The sequence below is a fragment of the Enterococcus sp. ZQ21 genome, from assembly GCF_030053755.1.
GTDB lineage: Bacteria > Bacillota > Bacilli > Lactobacillales > Enterococcaceae > Enterococcus_B > Enterococcus_B lactis.
In genome coordinates, this window is sequence record NZ_CP125658.1 from 2281695 (window position 1) to 2299731 (window position 18037).

An 18037-nucleotide genomic window follows, 5' to 3' on the forward strand; every position below is an offset into this window, starting at 1 on the left:
CAATCTCCCTTTTTATCCAAGTTGATAGCGTATTTTGCTTTGTCCGCTACCTTCTGTATCAATTCTTATTTGCTGTAATACTCGTTCTTTCAATTCTCTTACATGGCTAATGATCCCGATCATTCTTCCTTCACTTTCAATCGTTTCTAAAGCTTCCATCGCCATTTCCAAAGCTTCTTCATCTAATGACCCAAAACCTTCATCAATAAACAATGCATCGATTGCTACCCCACCAGCTTGTGTCTGAATCACATCCGCAAGGGCTAATGCTAAAGAAAGTGCTGCAATAAAACTTTCACCGCCAGACAGCGTATGCGCGCTTCGAGACATGCCTGCCTGATCATCATAGATATTGATTTCTAATCCGGTTTTCCCTCGATAACTGCCGATCGTATCCGCTAGTTCAAACTGATAACGATTTTTCGTTAAACGTTGGAGATGATCATTTGCTACTTGTAACACTTCTTGTAGATAAACTTGAAGCACATACCGTTCTAAACTAGTCTTCTTAGGATTTTCTCCGTTGAATGTTTGCGAAAGCTGCTGTAATTGCGTAAGTTCATCTAATTGCGTCTGGCTTGTGTGATAAATCGAAAGACATTCATCGTAGATTTTCTGGTTATTGATTTTTTGTTCTTGTAAACTGTATATCTTTTCTTGCTTTGTTTCGATCATCTCTCTTATCTCTTCCAATTGCTGGCTGATCTCTTTTGTATCTGGAACTATCTCCGTCAGCTGGATATTTTCTAATTGACGTAGTCGGTCAGCTGTCACTAATTGTGCTTCATGATAAGTAGTGATTATGCGCTGGTTCTCTTCGTATTGTGCTTGCTGTTGTGCGAATGCACAGACTTCCTCAGTTGTTGAAAAATACGATTGGCTTTCCAGCTTTTCAGCTATTCTTTGCTGTTCTTTTTCTATTTTTTCATCTATTTTTTCTATTTGTTCCTGTTGAAGATCAAGTTGTGTCCGAAGCATATGCAGATCTTGCAACAATTGCATTCCTGCTTTCTGCTCAGCAGCGAGTTGGTTTGAGTCTTCTTCTAACTGTTTTTCAAGTTGTCGTATCTCTTCTTCTAAACAGTTGCTATCCGTATCTTGTAATTGTTTTTCTAAACTTTTGATTTCGCCTTGCAGTTGTTGAAGCTGATTATTTTTTGCTGTCTGTTGCTGCTTGTAGTCAGCTAATTGCTGCTCAAGCTTTTCTACTTGTTGGCTTATTTCTTCCAGCTCTGCTCTTGCATTGGCTATCTTGCTTTTTCGTTTATCTAAAGATTGTTCGATTACTGTAAGAGCAATTGTTGTTTTTTGTTCTGTTATCGCAGGAAATGCCTGTTGCAAAGCCTGTCGTAAGTGTTTTTCTTGTCCAGCTAGTTGTATATTCGTTTCCATGATTTTTTGTTCTAAATCAGATAATTGCTGTTGAAGATTATTTTCATATGCTTCATTTTTGGCAATGATTTGCTGGGTTCTTTCTACAGCTGACTCAGCTTCTGCCAGTTGTTGCTCTACTTTCAAGATATCTTCTTTATTTGGCTGTTCATGTTTTGATTGTTGTACGGGATGTTCTGTCGACCCACAAACCAGACATGGTTCCCCCGGACGCAAAAAAAGCTGAAGACGAGCAATTTGCTGCTTTGCCCATTGGCTTTTCAGCTGTTCTGCTTGTTCTATCTGTTGTTTCAATCGCTGATTATTTTTTGTTGTTTCTTCGGCTGCTTTTTTGAGCTCTTCTCTTATCTGTTTGAGTGATTCGATGCTTTTTGTTTTTTGTTGTTCTATTTCCTGCTGTTTTTCATCTAGATGTTTTAACTGTCCAAAAGCAAGACGATCTTCCTGCAGTTTTTCCTGATCCAATAAGATTTCTTGAAGAATTCGAGTTCTTTCCTGATAAATAGCCTGTTTTTGATGTAGCTTTTCGGCGTTCGTTTCTTCTTTATCTAATGAATGTTTTAATTGTCCTGCTTCTTGTTTTTTACTACGCAAGGCTTCGACAATCGGTACCATCATCTGTTTGTTTTGCAATTGTTGAGCAGCTTCTTTGATTTTTGTTTGCCGATGTATGCGGTCTGTTTCATTTTTTTGCCACTCTTCATAATGCTGCGTAGTCATCGCTAGTTTCTTTATTTGTTCACTGCTTTTTTGTGACAGTTCTATTTTTTCAGCTTTTATTTCTTTCAGGTGCTGGAGTGGTTCAATTAAACGTTGTGTAAATTCATAATACCCAATCCATCGTTTCTTTTCCTCTATTTCGTCTTTTTGAGCGGCTAATTTCTTTTGCTTATTTAGTAATGTCGCTTTTTCTTCATAGCTTTTTTTCAAGGTTTCAAAACGATAGTAGGAATTTTCTAATTGTTTCTGTTTCTCCTGATAGTCTGCTAAAACTTCTTTTTCTTCAGTGATTTGTTTTTCTAGTATGGCCTGATGGTTTGTCCATTGGGAAAGAACGGCTTCAAACCCTGCTGCTGCTTCTTCTTCTTTGACTAAAACAAATCTTTTTTGCAGAAGATGAAGTTCTTGCTCTAAATGATCTAGTTTTTGTTGCTGTTGCTTTGCTTTTTCCTTTAATCGCTCATTAAACTGTTGGAAAAGCTGAGTACCGAACAAATGACGTAAAACAGTCTCTTTCTCACTGCTTGATGAAACCAAAAAATTACGGAATTCTCCTTGGGGCAGTAAAACGATTTGGGAAAACTGTTTCGCATCGAGATTCATCAGTTCTCTGATCAACTGGTCTGCTTCTGTACGTTTTGTGATTTGTTTTATTTCTTTTCCTTTCCCATCAAAAATGGTCAACGTTACTTTAGCTGCCTGTTTTTTTGTTCCGTTTCCTTTTCGTTTCGCTAAAACTTGTTCTGGTTTTCGTTCGATTTCATAGTTCATCTGCTGATGTTCAAAAGAAAAAGTCACGCTTGTTTCTTCTTCTGGTGTAGCAAACAAGGAACGCATCTCTTTTCCAGAACGAAGTCTTCCGGAAGTTTCACCAAAAAGTGCGAAAGTGATCCCATCAAAAATCGTCGTTTTTCCTGCTCCAGTCTTCCCGCTGATCAAAAAAAGCGGTGCTTCTGTCAATCGTGAAAAATCAACGGTCTCATTGATAAAAGGACCAAAATTTTTAAGTTTTAATTTTTTCGGTTTCATTCTTGATCATTCCATTTCCATGATTTCTTGCAACGTTTCTCCGAGCCATTTTTCTTGGTTTGCCGTTAGCTGTTCTTCCGTCATTTCACTAAAAAATGCTTCTGCTAATTTTTGAGGATCTTTCATTTCTAGTACTTTTCGTTTGCGCTTTGTTTGTTCTGCTCGGCCGTTTGCCCGTTCAATCCCCAAAATACGAGGATATATTTGCCGAAGCTGGTTCATCATATTCGGGATAATCGTTCTGTCCGTGAGATAGATATGGATATAATTTTCCCGATTGATGGACTGATAGAAGGCAGGATCCAACAATTCTTTAAAACTTGCTGTTATTTCTTCAATATCATGCAGTGGTTCGATCTCCCTAAAATTCAACTCTAGGTCTGTTGCCAGATCAACGATCCATACGCCTTTTTTCTGGTTGATCTCAGATAGAGAAAATTTCAACGGCGAGCCACTGTAGCGAGCATTATCTTGCCTTAAAGCAGCTTGATTATGCAAATGTCCTAGTGCTACATAATCAAACGGTGCAAGCAGTTCGCCTGGGATCGAATCCAGACCCCCTACTTCGATTTTCGTTTCCGAATCAGATTTTACACTTCCCATTACAAAAAAATGGCTAATCAGTACGTGTTTTTTCCCTGAATCGAACAGCTCTTCCATTTTATCTATCACTTTTGCTACCGCTTGCTGGATCGTGCGGATACTGTCATCTTCAAAATATAATCTGGCTGCAATTGGTTCAAAGTAAGGAAGAAAGAAAAATTGTATGTTGTTAAACTCGACTGGTTCGAAAGCTTCTGCTAGCTGCGTTCGCAAAAAATAGTTCGAATAACTGAACCATGGCGTACCAGCTGAAAGTCGCGTACTGCTATCGTGATTTCCTGATATAGCAAAAATTGGGATTCTTTCCTTTAAATTCCAATCAACTATCAATTCATTGTATAATGCTACGGCATCGACAGCCGGCACACTCCTATCATATAAGTCTCCTGCAATCACGATTGCCTCTACTTTTTCTTCTTTCGCGATATTCAGTATAGAAGATAATACATGACGTTGGTCTTCAATCAAGTCATAACCTTGTAGTTTTTTTCCGATATGCCAATCGGCTGTATGTAAAAAACGCATCCAATCACCCCAAAAAATGTCCTTCTAATCATTATAACACTTTGATCCATTACATGACACCCGTCTTCTATTTTGCACGTTGGAAAGCAAAAAGAGGGCAGACTTGACGTCTCTCCCTCGTTTTTCATCGAAAAGTCTGAACAGAACAGGAGATTCAAAAAGACCGCCCACTCCTAAACTTATCACTTTATTTTTTTTTGATTTCATATTTGAAATCTGGGTTCACTTCTTTGTCCAATTTATCAAAAGCCGCTTGTGTTCGTCGTTCGATCTCCGCCATTCCTTCTTTATCCGTTTTCTTGATATCTGATAGGTCGATTGGTTCACCGAAACGCACTGTCACTCTCTTACGCTTGAACAAATCCCCAAGTGTCAGCGGACCTTGGTATACGGCTGGCACGATTTTCGCTTTAGACATTCTGGAAATCAACGCCATCCCGCCTTTAAGTTCTGTAGCATGCCTTGTCCCACTGGGGAACATGATTAAACTCAAATTTGTCGATTTTAAAATCTTTACAGGTGTTTTAATGACACTTGGTCCTGGATTCTCTCTTTTAACTGGAAAAGCATTGGATCGAGTTAATATAAATCGCAGAACCGGATTTTTGAACAGTTCTTCTTTTGCCATAAAGCTGAATTCCTTCGGTGCTGCAGCTACCGCTAGATATAATGGGTCCCACCAAGTACGATGGGGGGCAACTAGTATGTAATTCTCATCTTGCGGTAATACTTCTTTATTCTCATAACGGGCATTTCCATTGACTAAAGCTAATAGTACTCGAACTACCCCTCGCATAAATCGATAAAACATAGTCTCTTCCTTTCCCTTCTTATGGTCATAGTATGCATAAAAAACAGAGGTTTGACAAGCCACCTTGGTTCTTTTTAATAAAAATAGTATAATACAAACGACTATTTTTTTCATTTTGGAGGGAATCCATGCTTCACGAAGACGAACGAATCGACCAATTATACGCAGAAGATATCAAAATTATCCAAAGTTCCCAAGTATTTTCTTTTTCTTTAGATGCTGTGCTACTTGCTCATTTCTCTCGTGTGCCTAAAAAAGGACAGATTGTTGACCTTTGCGCAGGTAATGGTGCAGTTGGCCTGTTTTTAAGCAAACGAACTCAAGCAGCTATTGATGCTATCGAACTTCAGCCTCGCCTAGCAGACATGGCAAGACGCAGCATCGCGCTGAACCATCTAGATGAACAGATGACAGTCCACACCATCGATCTGAAAGACAGCTTATCCGTCGTTCGGCATAATTCTTGTGACTTAGTCGTCTGCAATCCACCTTATTTCAAAGGGCTGCCAACAAATAAAACGAACCCTAATAAACACCTAGCAATCGCCCGTCATGAAATCCATACAACATTAGAAGAAGTGATCGACAATTCAAGTAAGTTACTAAAAACAAATGGGCGTTTCGCTATGGTCCATCGACCTGAACGATTCTTAGAGATCATCCAAATTATGCAAAATCATCGGATTGCACCTAAACGGATCCAATTTGTTTACCCAAAAGCTGGAAAAGAGGCAAATATTTTGTTAGTTGAAGGAATCAAAGATGGTAAATTAGATGGATTCAAAGTCGCTCCGCCATTGATCACTTACGATGCAGACGGGGAATACACAGCAGAGATTCGTGAGATGCTCTATGGCAAATAAACATTATTTTTACGTATTATTCTGTAAAGATCAGACATTTTACGGTGGGTACACAACAGACCTTTCTAGGAGACTAGGGGAACATAACAATGGTACTGGCGCTAAATATACACGTCTTCAAAAAAGAAGACCTGTTAAGATGATCCATGCAGAAGTATTTTCTTCAAGAAGCGAAGCAACAAAAGCAGAAGCTGCATTCAAAAAACTCACCCGAAAACAAAAAGAACATTATTTGAAGACACACTCAACCGTTTTGCTTCCTGAAAATAGATGACTGTTAAAAACACGATAAAAAACTTCAGGCAAAAACAACTGTTTTTGCCTGAAGTTTTTTGTAGCTATTATTCTGATACGTTTGTCTCGCTGCTGTTCGTACTTGAACTTCCTCCTAGCAAGGCTTCGCTGACTAAGTGAATGTAATGTGTCATCCCTTCAGGATTTGGATGGACTTGATCATCATAAAACCAGTCACTGTGGTCATTACTGTAGCTATACCAATCAATCAGCGTCATATTGTCGTATTTTTTCGTCATCTGTTCAAGCATCGCATTCACGTCATTTTGCCAACGTTTCGTCGGTACTCGGACATTGACCCAGTATACTTTTCGATCACCGATTGCATCCATCACGCTATCAAACTGAGCTTCAGAGAATGAGCCATTCGTTCCTAATCCAATTAGAACAGTGTCTTTCAATAAATCTTGTTCCTTTAATTTTTCAATATACGGTACACTGGCGTATAATTGTCGCCCCACATCGCCATCTACCACTACTTTTGGATAAAGCTCTTGTAGATCAGTTGCAGCATCTAGCATAACTGAATCACCAAATGCCGTTAGCTCTAATTTTTGTGCCTTGTTTCCTTGGGCCTTAGACAACTCATACTTATCAAGAACCGCTTGGTCAACTGAACTAGTGGTATTTTCTGAATTGTTTCTGGTTTCTTCTGCTAATTTTTTACTTTCAGCGATCTTTGCCTGCAATTGTTTTTGATCGGCCGTTACAGCATTTTTCGGTGCCGTAACGAAACCAACGAATGCAATTGCTACAAGTAATGTGCCTGGAACGACCCATGGTTTGCTCTTACTGATGATCGGTTTGCTGAACCATCCTTTCATCACTTGGAATGTACGACCATAGTCAAAACGTGCTAGCGGACGTTCCACATATCGATAAGAAAGTTCACTGATGATTAAAATCAATGTAATTTCCACTAAAGTATGGAACAGAACATGATCAGCAATATCAGTCACTTTTGCTTCATAAAAAATCATAACTGGAAACTGATACAGATAAATCCCGTAGCTTCGTTTGCCAATCCAAGTAAATACTGGATTTGTCAGCCAACGATTCAAGCTTGCTCCAGGATGTGCTGTCACTGCAACTAGTACTACGCATAACAGACTCACTAGGAGCATCCCTCCATAATAGATGAAATTGTAATGATCATCTAAAAAGAAGAAGCAAAGAATCAGTGCCAACAGTGAGATTCCTCCAGCGATATTCAGGATACTTTTTGCTTGTTTCGGGATGTTTTTCTTCAAACGAGTACTTGGCCAAACAAAAGCGAGCGCACTTCCCAACCATATAGAAAACAGCCGGGTGTCCGTTCCATAATAAACACGAGTTGGATCGCCCCCTGGTGTATACAAAATCATCATCAAAATCGCAGAGAGGAAAGATGTACCTAACACGGTATAAAAGATCCATTTTCTTTTACGAACAAATACCATCAACAATACAAACAAGATTGGCCAAACCAAATAGTTTTGACCTTCTACCGCTAAAGACCAGATATGCGTAAACGGTGATTCATTAGCAAATCGGTCGAAATAAGATAAACCGTTATTGATTTGCCACCAATTGTTGACATACAGTAAGCTGCTGACGACAACTCCTCGAAGATTATTCAACAATCCTCGCTGGAACAAGGTGATATAAGCCGAAGCTGTAACAAGCATAAAAACGAGTGCCGGATAGAGTCTCTTCATTCTTCTGACATAAAATTGCCAAATATTGATTTTTCCATTTTGTTCCCATTCCTGCCTTAGCAGATCCGTGATCAGATAACCAGATACGACGAAAAAAATCGGAACGCCCAAATAGCCGCCTTTCATATTAGTTGGCAGAAGGTGATAGAAGATAACACCAACCACAGCTAATGAACGGAGCCCATCAAACCCAGTGATGTAGCGGCTGTTTTTTAACCTTTTTTGTTTTTCCATTCAATATTCCAACTTTTCATAAACTTTTTTCATTCGTAATATACGGGTATTAAGTGAAAATAGCAAGTAGAATCGTGTCCTTTCTCTACTATTTTTTTCTATCATCCCATAAATTTTAAAAAATAAACATGCTTTTTTTCAACTTTAAGAAAATTTCAAATAAAAAAGTAATTTCTATTTGCTGATCCGTCCTTTGGTAGAAAAAAACTGCAGACAAACGAATGTCTGTCTACAGTAGTATTTCATGAATTTTTGTCAAACTCGATCTAAATGCCATCCTCGTAGAAACGCCCAAGTATCTGGACATTTTCCGCGATACTTACAAAAGCTTGCGGATCAGAAGCTTTCATCGCTTCTCTGAGTAGAGGCAGTTCGTAACGTGTAACGATCGTCATCAATACTGTCTGCTTATCATGTTTATAAGCACCTTCTGCTTCATTGATGATCGTGATTCCTCTACGCATACAGTTTTGAATTTCATTCACTACTTTTTCTGGATGTTTCGTTACGATCATTACCTGCATTTTCTTTTGTTTAGTATAAACGACATCAGTTACTTTTCCACTGACGAAAATAGACAACGTACTGTAAAACATATATTGCCAGCCAAATAGAATCCCAGCAACAAAAACGATCAATGCATTGAAGTAGATCGAGATAGAACCAATCGACTTTCCTGTTTTTTTACGAATCGTGATACTCACGATATCTAGACCACCCGATGATAGGCCATTTCTCAACGCTAGCCCAATCCCTAGTCCCATCACAGCCCCACCAAACAACGCACAAATGATTGGATCGGTAGATAAGACTGTTTCCGGTAAAATATGGATACAAAGGGAGGTCAAAGTGACTGTGATAAAAGTGAAAATTGTAAACTTCTTCCCGATTTTGAACCACGCCAAGACGAACAAAGGTATATTCAGTAAATACAAAGTGGTTGATACCGGCACCTCGAACCCTATGAGTGATTTTGACAAAGTCGTCAAAATCTGAGCCAGGCCAGTAATACCACTTGAATAAATATGTCCTGGTTGATAAAAGAAATTCAATGCGACAGATGCGATCAACGCATAAACGATTGATACCGAAAGTTTGGTCGTGTAATCATGGTAAGCCCAATTTTCGAATGTTTTTTTCATGGAAAAGCCCCGCTTTATATGTTATGGCTTCATTATAAAGTGTTTTTCAATTAAATCAAGGTTGCCAAAAGAAGCAGATTCGACAAATCCTTTTTGCCTTTTTATCGGCTATTCTTCTATATTGGTTACATCAATATTCAATTCGAACAATTGTAAAGGTGAAACCATACTTGGTGCATCACTCATCACATCGGCTGCTTTTCCGTTTTTAGGAAAGGCAATGACTTCACGAATATTGTCTTCCCCTGCTAATAACATTGCAAAACGATCCAATCCTAATGCAATGCCGCCATGTGGAGGGAATCCGTAATCTAAAGCTGTTAGCAAGAAACCAAATTGTTCTTCCATTTGTTCTTTTGTAAAGCCTAAAGTTTTCAACACTTTTTCTTGAAGTTCCCGAGTATGGATCCGGATAGAACCTCCACCTAGTTCATAACCGTTCAAGACGATATCATAAGCTTCTGCATAGACTTTTGCAGGGTCTTCAGCTAGTAATGGGATATCTTCTGCTTTTGGCATCGTGAATGGATGGTGAGCAGAGACATATCGACCTTCTTCTTCTGAAAATTCAAATTGAGGCCAATCAGTTACCCATAAAAAATTGAATTTGGATTCATCGATTAGTCCTAATTCTTTTCCTAAACGTGTTCGGATAGCCCCTAATGCAGCAGCGACGATTTCACTTTTATCTGCGCCAAACATCAGCAAGTCACCTGGTTCTGCATCTGTTGCTTTGATGATTGCTTCTGTTGCTTCTACCATGAATTTAGCAATCGGGCCTTTCAAACCGTCTTCTTCCACTTTCAGCCATGCAAGTCCCTTAGCTCCGAATTGCCCTACATATTGTCCTAACTGATCCATATCTTTTCGTGAGTAGCGATCTGCAGCGCCCTTCGCATTCAATGCTTTCACGACTCCGCCGTTTTCAAGAGCCATTTGGAAGACTTTGAATTCTACTTCTTTGACTGTTTCGCTTAGATCGATCAATTCCATTTCAAAACGTGTATCCGGTTTGTCGCTGCCGTAGCGAGCCATTGCTTCATCATAGGTCATACGGGGAAATGGCAATGCGACTTCGATGCCGCGAACTTCTTTCATTACCTTCGCAATCAATCCCTCTGTGTAGGTTTGGATTTCTTCTGCTGTTAGGAACGTTGTTTCAATATCTACTTGCGTAAATTCAGGCTGACGATCTCCACGTAAATCTTCGTCACGGAAACAACGAACGATTTGATAATAACGGTCGAACCCAGCATTCATCAGCAATTGTTTGAACAGTTGAGGAGATTGCGGCAACGCATAGAAATGTCCAGCATGGACACGTGAAGGAACTAAATAGTCTCTTGCGCCTTCTGGTGTAGATTTTCCTAGGTAAGGTGTTTCAATATCTAGAAAGTCATTATCGTCTAAATAATGACGAATCGCTTTTGTTGTCGCATTTCTCAATTTGATGTTTTTAGTCATTTTGGGACGTCGCAGATCCAAATAACGATATTTCAAACGTATTTCGTCACTGATTGCTTGATCATCTTCAATTTGAAATGGCGGTGTTTTTGCTTGATTCAAAATCACGATTTCACTTGCAATCACTTCAAATTCACCAGTGGCCATTTTAGGATTTACTGCATTTTCACCGCGTCTTCTGACTATCCCAGTTACTTCGATCACGTATTCACTGCGGCATTTATCTGCGATTTCCCATGCTTCTTTGTTGATTTCAGGATTGAAGACGATTTGAACGATTCCTTCGCGATCACGTAGATCGATAAAGATTACTCCCCCAAGGTCTCGTCTTTTTTGTACCCATCCTTTTAATGTAACTGTTTGTTCTAATTGTTGTTCGGAAACTAATCCGCAATAAATCGTTCTTTGTGCCATTTCTTTTTTCCTCCTACTCGAATAAAGTCATTTCATCATAGACTTCATCAAAATGCTCATATATTTCTTCTAATGGAAAACTTTTTTCTTTTCGGCTTGCCATTGCTTTGACATTGATCGTTTGGCTAGCAAGCTCATCTTCACCGATCACCAATACTAATTTGGCATTCGCTTTATCTGCTGTCTTAAATTGTGCTTTTGCTTTACGGTTCATGAAGTCGCGGTCAGCTGAAAAACCGAAGTTTCGAATCGCTTGGACCACTTTCAATGCTTCGATATTTGTTTCGTCTCCGAGTGCGACCACATAAGCATCTAACTCATTAAATGCAGGGATAACTACTTCCTCTGCCTCCATAGTCAAGAGTAATCGCTCGATACCCATTGCAAATCCAAAGCCAGGTGTTGAAGGACCACCCAGTTCTTCCACTAGATTGTCATAACGTCCGCCTGCGCAAATCGTTGCTTGTGCCCCCATTTTCGGTGCGTCACTCATGATTTCAAAAATCGTATGCGTATAGTAATCTAATCCGCGAACCATGTTACTGTCGATTTCATAAGGAACAGCCAATGCATCCAGCATGGAAACAACGGTATCAAAATGTTTTTGAGCAGGTTCGCTTAAATAATCTAAGATAGATGGCGCATCTGCTACAAATTTTTGATCTCGTTTGTCCTTACTATCCAACACACGCAATGGATTTTCGTGAAGACGGCGTTTAGAGTCTTCACTCAACTCTGCTTCAAAAGGTAAAAGATAATCGATTAATGCTTGACGATAGGCTTGACGTGTGTCTTTATCACCCAATGAATTGATGACTAGACGGATTTGCGTGATTCCCAACTGTTTGAAGAAATCGAGTGCCATCACCATGCTCTCCACATCTGTTGCAGGATTCTCTGATCCAAATGCTTCTACTCCGATCTGATGGAATTGACGTAACCGTCCTTTTTGCGGACGTTCGTAGCGAAACATTGGTCCCATATAAAAAGTTTTGAACGGTTTTGCATACTCTGGACCGAACAATTTATGCTCAACAAAAGAACGAACGATTGGCGCTGTACCTTCTGGTCGAAGCGTCACATGACGTTCCCCTTTGTCATAAAAATCATACATTTCTTTTGAAACGATATCCGTCGTATCACCTACACTGCGGGATATCACTTCATAATGTTCAAAAATCGGTGTACGCATTTCATTATACTGATAATCTCTGAACAATAAACGTGCTGTTTCTTCGACAAACTGCCATTTTTCTGATTCGCCTGGCAAAATATCATTTGTTCCTTTTGGTCTTTGGAAACTCATAGTTTTCTCTCCCTTTCTTAGCTATGTAAATAAAAAAATCACCCTTGTTCATCATGAACAAGGGTGAATGAAATTCATACACGGTACCACCTAATTTTGAAAGATTTCTCTTTCCTCTTACGAATAACGCTCGTACGCGGGACGGCTTTTCACTCGTCCATCTCCAGAGTGTCTTTGGGCTAATGAAACTTTGGATCATTTTCAGCCTTGATGATCCTCTCTTGTAAAGTTTCAAAAACTTACTCGCTCTTTCATTGACATTTCGATATTACTTATAACCTACTAAAAACCAATCTCAAAGTCAAGAGTTATCTGACTATTTTCCCTCACAAAAACGTTTTAGTTCAGCTTTTTGTTCTTTTGTTTTAGACTAGATAAAAAAGGAGGAATCAGCTATGGCAGAAATAAGAATCGGACATTCACAAGTCTACGCAGAACAGCTTGGACTAGGAGCAAATGCCGTTGGGGGACACAATCTTTTTGACGGTTTGGAAGACGAAACAGGAAAACAAGTGGTTCGTACAGCTTTGAATAGCGGAATCAATTTGATCGATACCGCCTATGCTTATGGAAACGGCCGTTCTGAAGAACTGATCGGTGAGGTATTGAAGGAAAAAGAATATGATCGTTCACGTATCGTCATTGCTACAAAAGCTGCTCATGTGCCAAATAAAGGACGAACATTTGACAATTCACCCGAGTTTCTCAAACAATCGGTGGAAGACGCACTGAAACGTCTGCAAACTGATTACATTGACATTTTTTATATCCACTTTCCGGATAAAAGCACACCAAAAAATGAAGCAGTTGCTGCATTGCACGAATTGAAAGAAGCAGGAAAAATCCGAGCAGTTGGTGTATCGAACTTCACGTTAGAACAATTGAAAGAAGCGAATACAGATGGATATGTCGATGTAGTAGAAGATAAATACAGTTTGATCCATCGGCAGGCTGAAAAAGAATTATTTCCTTATCTTGAAAAAAACAAAATCAGCTTTGTCCCCTATTTTCCTCTTGCTTCCGGTTTACTGACAGGAAAATATGAACGTGGTCAGGAAAAACAATTCAGCGAAGGAGATCCTCGAAAAAGCAATCCGGATTTTCAAGGAGAACGTTTCAAAGAAATTTTAGCCGCTGTCGACATACTTCGCCCCATTGCTAAAAGATACCAAGCTACCCCTGCGCAACTTGTTCTAGCCTGGTATATGAAGAATCCGAGAGTGTCTGTAGTCATACCCGGAGCTAAACGTCCAGAGCAAGTCTCTGACAATGTCCAAGCTTTAGATTTGCATTTATCCAGTGAGGATTATCAAACCATTGATGAAGCATTTCACAGATTTTGAGCAATTGACCTTATCCACTTATAGTAGTATGAAAAAAGGAAGATCAAACAGTGCTGATCTTCCTTTTTTCGATAAGTTTATACTAATCTAATTCTTATAAAGTAGCGCTCGGCTGTTTGGATAAGTCGGAAACTGATTGAATGGGATCGTCCAGTCTTGTTCAGGTACAGAGAATTCAAACTTGTTTACTAACTGATCGGAAAACACACGTAGGCTGTGGAGAGTGATCCATTCTCCTGCGCAGCGATGCATTTGTCGAAAATCTCCTCCACCTTGTGCAATCATCTCATATTCTTCTTTATATGAAATATCTTTTGCTTTTCCTAAATATCGTTTGATCATAAAGGAATCTGGTGCTTCAATCGTTCGTTCATCATGATCTGTTCCATATAAATCTAGAATGACCCAACTATCTTCTGGTATACGATAACCATCGACTTCTACTTCTTTCAGAGAAATCGCAGGTAACATCGGAAAGAACGGATAATAGCGTCTCATTTCTTGAATGAACGGATCTTGCAACGTAGAAAAGTCGTTTTTCAATTGTTGGTACAAATCAGGTCTGCTGAAAAGCGCGTGTCCCATCAACGCCGCCCATACAGTCAAAGCAACTGTCGGACGGATGATATTCAATAATTCAACAGCTGCTACTTCCAGAGGCAAAAGCTGTCCGTCTAGATCTGTGGCATTGGCAAATGCATACAATGCCACATTTTCTTTTCCAGCCACAGGATTTTTCCGAGCTTCCTCAATCAAACTTTGCGCCCATTTCTCTGATTTCTTGCGATTTTCGACACCTTTTATGTGATCAATCGGAGAAGTAAACGTTCCGCTGATCATGGAGATTTGATATTCTGCTAATTTTTCGACTTCATCCTTAGAAAGCAAAGATAAATTGATACCTGCCCACTCACAAATCGATGTAAAGAAAACCATCTTGCTTAAATCAAATAATTCAAATTGACCATGCTGTGTTTCAAGTGCTTGCGTCAGGTTCTTATCTAAGATACGATGATAATCTTCCATTCTTTCGGGGGTCATCAGATCCATAAAAATATTTTTCCGATGATGATGGGCAGCTCCATCCAAAGTCTGTACTCCACCTTGACCAAAAAGTGTCTTCAACACTAATTTTGGCATAGCACCTTTTCGTTTGAAATTTCTTGGGTCATAAAATATTTTTGCCGCTGACGATCCGTAGATCACAATAGCTTCTTTATTGAAAATCTTTGCTTTGACAACGGGAGCGTCTGCTTCATGACGTAACTCCTCCAACATGTTGTATCCCTTTTGATACAATCTTTTTAGATCCGTGATTTTGACATCTACTACTGGTACTTCTTTCATCTTCAGCAACCTCCTAAAAATAACTTGTATAATTTAAGCTTAACTTTTTTTCTGACTGCTGACAAAAGAAGCGCTTTTTGTAGACGAGAAAAAAGTCGCTTAAGTTAGAGTTTTTCAGTCTAACTTAAACGACTTGATTTATATTTCTTATTGATGAAAACTAACTGACTTTATTTGTTTTTAGAATCAATAATAATCGTTACAGGTCCATCATTGACGAGAGAAATCGACATATCTGCTCCGAATTGTCCGGTAGCGACTGTGATGCCGCGACTTCTGATTCCTTCATTGAACGATTCGTATAAAGGAATAGCTATTTCTGGTCGTGCGGCTTCCACAAAACTTGGTCGATTTCCTTTTTTCGTATCCGCAAATAGTGTGAATTGAGAGACACTTAAAATTTGTCCTCCTACGTCTTCTACACTAATATTCATTTTTCCTTGATCATCTTCAAAAATACGCATTTGTGCGATTTTTTTTACTAGATATTCCACATCTTTTGGCGTATCTGTTTCATGGATACCTAATAAAACGAGTAGGCCACAGCCAATTTTTCCAATCTCTTGCTGATCAACTGACACTGCCGCTTGACTCACCCGTTGAATGACTGCTCTCATATCTGGCCCTCCTATCCATTCGTCCGGCGTACACTGTAGACATCAGGTACTGCTTTGATTTTATCCACGATACTTTTTAGGTGGGACAAATTCTGGATACCAACCGTCAAATGGATTGTCGCCATTTTATCTTTATTCGTCCGAGCTTCGACGCTGTTGAGATTTTTCGTCAGCGCATTGACTGTTTGAAGTACATCATTCAATAAGCCTGAACGGTTATAGCCGTAGATTTCCAAGTCTGCATCATACTCTTTTCGTGTATTCGATGTATCTTCCCATTCGACTTCAATCAAACGTTCTGCTACATTTGGTTTATCAGGCTGAACATTCGGACAATCTCGACGATGGATGGATATCCCTCTGCCTTTAGTGATGTAGCCAACGATATCATCACCAGGAATCGGATTACAGCATCGGCTGATACGAATCAGTAAGTTTTCTACCCCTTGAATGACAACGCCACCTTCATGACGTACTTTCATTTTCTCAGGTTCTTTTTTCGGCTGATTCATGATTTCTTCTGCTTCTTGCTTTTGCTGCTCGATTTTTTGTTCTTTCCGTTCTTTTTCTGTCAGACGATTGGCCATCGTCAAAGGACTGACTTCCCCATATCCTACAGCTGCATATAAATCATCTTCTGATTGATAGTTAAAACGATCAAGTGCTTCTTGAAGTTTGTTTTTTGTCAAAATATCTTTAGGTGTAAACCCTAAATCTGTAATACACTTGACCACAGACTCGTGACCTTTGATCACATTTTCTTCCCGATCTTGTGCTTTGAAGAAACGCTTGATCTTATTTCTTGCTTTGCTAGTTGCCACCAATTTCAACCAGTCACGACTTGGACCAAATGAATTTGGAGAAGTCATGATTTCTATGATATCCCCGTTTTTTAATTTGTAATCAAGTTGCACCATTTTGCCATTTACTTTTGCACCAGTGGTTTTATTACCGATATCTGTATGGATACTGTATGCAAAGTCCAGTGGTCCAGATCCTTTTGGCAGCTCAGTAACGTCTCCTTTGGGCGTGAAGACATAGACTTTATCACTAAAGATATCTCCTTTTACACCTTCCATAAATTCAGAGGCATCATAGCTTTCATCTTGGAGTTCAAGTATCTCATGGAACCAGCTTAATTGTTTCGTCATACCATCTGGTTCTACTTTTTCATTTTTTCCTTCTTTATACGCCCAGTGCGCAGCCACCCCAAATTCAGCAATTTCATGCATTTCCTGTGTACGGATTTGGATTTCTACTGGATTTCCTGCCGGACCAATCACTGTAGTATGCAAAGATTGGTACATATTAGCTTTCGGCATGGCAATATAGTCCTTGAATCTGCCAGGCATTGGTTTCCATTTTGTGTGGATCGCACCTAATACAGCATAACAATCCTTGATTGAGTCTACGATTACTCGAATAGCTAGCAAGTCATAGATTTCGTTGAACTGCTTTTTCTGGTCTTTCATTTTACGATAGATCGAATAAATATGTTTTGGCCGTCCATAGATCTCTGCAAAAATCCCCAGCTCTTCTGTTGCTACTCGAATATCCTCAACAGTACCATTCACGTATTTTTCACGTTCTTCTCGCTTCGTCTGCATCAAATGAACGATACGGTAATACTGTTTTGGATTAAGATAACGAAGTGCTGTATCTTCTAATTCCCATTTGATTCGGCTGATACCTAAACGATGTGCAAGAGGTGCATAGATTTCTAAAGTTTCTTGAGCAATCCTTCTTTGCTTATCTTCCCGCAGATGTTTCAACGTACGCATGTTATGTAGTCTATCAGCTAATTTGACCATGATAACGCGTAAATCTTGAGCCATTGCCAGCAGCATCTTTCGATGGTTTTCTGCTAGCTGCTCTTCGTGGGATTTGTATTTTATTTTCCCTAATTTGGTTACTCCGTCTACTAACATAGCGACATCATCGCCAAATTCTTCTCTCAGATCTTCTAAGGTGACTTCTGTATCTTCAACAACATCATGCAAGAAGCCAGTAGCCACTGTGTGGGGGTCCATTTTTAAATCTGCTAATATACCTGCGACTTGGATAGGATGGATAATGTAGGGTTCTCCTGATTTTCTAAACTGTCCGTCATGTGCAGCAGTCGCATATTCGCATGCTTTCTCAACAAATGCTACATGTTCGGGCCCCATATATTGACTAACGAGCTTTATGACACCGGGACCCGTTAAAATTTCTTCTTTTGGCACAGGAATCGATC

Annotated in this window: 13 protein-coding genes; 3 read left to right on the forward strand and 10 right to left on the reverse strand. The window is 39.4% G+C overall.

Annotated features, from left to right (window positions below; translation table 11 throughout):
- Window positions 1-12: 12 nt before the first annotated feature.
- The 3 genes from QK255_RS11060 to QK255_RS11070 all read right to left on the reverse strand — a co-directional run bounded on the left by QK255_RS11060 (window position 13) and on the right by QK255_RS11070 (window position 5080).
- A complete protein-coding gene (locus tag QK255_RS11060) occupies window positions 13-3141 on the reverse strand; it encodes an AAA family ATPase (RefSeq protein ID WP_002328910.1) in 3129 nt (1042 codons plus the stop codon).
- A gap of 6 nt (window positions 3142-3147) precedes the next feature.
- Window positions 3148-4269, reverse strand: a complete 1122-nt coding sequence (locus tag QK255_RS11065; protein WP_002328909.1) for an exonuclease SbcCD subunit D — start codon at window positions 4267-4269, stop codon at window positions 3148-3150.
- Window positions 4270-4456: 187 nt separating this feature from the next.
- Window positions 4457-5080, reverse strand: coding sequence for a lysophospholipid acyltransferase family protein (locus QK255_RS11070; protein ID WP_002309961.1), 624 nt, complete (start codon window positions 5078-5080; stop codon window positions 4457-4459).
- A gap of 128 nt (window positions 5081-5208) precedes the next feature.
- Between QK255_RS11070 and QK255_RS11075 the strand changes: the two genes are divergently transcribed.
- Both QK255_RS11075 and QK255_RS11080 read left to right on the forward strand, forming a co-directional pair.
- The gene (locus tag QK255_RS11075) at window positions 5209-5943 is read left to right on the forward strand and encodes a tRNA1(Val) (adenine(37)-N6)-methyltransferase (RefSeq protein ID WP_002328908.1); all 735 of its coding nucleotides are present in this window, start codon (window positions 5209-5211) and stop codon (window positions 5941-5943) included.
- A complete protein-coding gene (locus tag QK255_RS11080) occupies window positions 5933-6217 on the forward strand; it encodes a GIY-YIG nuclease family protein (RefSeq protein WP_002309959.1) in 285 nt (94 codons plus the stop codon). Before QK255_RS11075 ends, QK255_RS11080 begins: the two co-directional genes overlap by 11 nt.
- Window positions 6218-6284: 67 nt before the next feature.
- On the opposite strand, the gene QK255_RS11085 is transcribed toward QK255_RS11080, so the two are convergent.
- The 4 genes from QK255_RS11085 to hisS all read right to left on the reverse strand — a co-directional run bounded on the left by QK255_RS11085 (window position 6285) and on the right by hisS (window position 12494).
- Window positions 6285-8168, reverse strand: a complete 1884-nt coding sequence (locus QK255_RS11085; protein ID WP_002335455.1) for an acyltransferase family protein — start codon at window positions 8166-8168, stop codon at window positions 6285-6287.
- A 266-nt stretch (window positions 8169-8434) separates the two neighbouring features.
- Complete coding sequence (locus QK255_RS11090) at window positions 8435-9310, reverse strand: YitT family protein (RefSeq protein WP_002291388.1); 876 nt, start codon at window positions 9308-9310, stop codon at window positions 8435-8437.
- 108 nt (window positions 9311-9418) lie between these two features.
- A complete protein-coding gene (aspS, locus tag QK255_RS11095; RefSeq protein ID WP_002291387.1) occupies window positions 9419-11188 on the reverse strand; it encodes an aspartate--tRNA ligase in 1770 nt (589 codons plus the stop codon).
- A gap of 13 nt (window positions 11189-11201) precedes the next feature.
- Window positions 11202-12494, reverse strand: a complete 1293-nt coding sequence (hisS, locus tag QK255_RS11100) for a histidine--tRNA ligase (RefSeq protein WP_002291383.1) — start codon at window positions 12492-12494, stop codon at window positions 11202-11204.
- Between the two features lie 395 nt (window positions 12495-12889).
- Here hisS and QK255_RS11105 point away from each other — a divergent pair, with 395 nt between their 5' ends.
- Window positions 12890-13837, forward strand: coding sequence for an aldo/keto reductase (locus QK255_RS11105; protein ID WP_002291381.1), 948 nt, complete (start codon window positions 12890-12892; stop codon window positions 13835-13837).
- Window positions 13838-13924: 87 nt separating this feature from the next.
- Here QK255_RS11105 and QK255_RS11110 read toward each other — a convergent pair whose 3' ends face one another.
- The 3 genes from QK255_RS11110 to QK255_RS11120 form a co-directional block, all read right to left on the reverse strand.
- Window positions 13925-15184 carry a cytochrome P450 gene (locus QK255_RS11110; RefSeq protein WP_002291378.1) on the reverse strand — a complete coding sequence of 420 codons (1260 nt, stop codon included), beginning with the start codon at window positions 15182-15184 and terminating at the stop codon, window positions 13925-13927.
- A 170-nt stretch (window positions 15185-15354) separates the two neighbouring features.
- Window positions 15355-15801, reverse strand: a complete 447-nt coding sequence (dtd, locus tag QK255_RS11115) for a D-aminoacyl-tRNA deacylase (protein WP_002291377.1) — start codon at window positions 15799-15801, stop codon at window positions 15355-15357.
- Between the two features lie 11 nt (window positions 15802-15812).
- Window positions 15813-18026, reverse strand: coding sequence for a RelA/SpoT family protein (locus tag QK255_RS11120; protein ID WP_002315645.1), 2214 nt, complete (start codon window positions 18024-18026; stop codon window positions 15813-15815).
- Window positions 18027-18037: the final 11 nt, after the last annotated feature.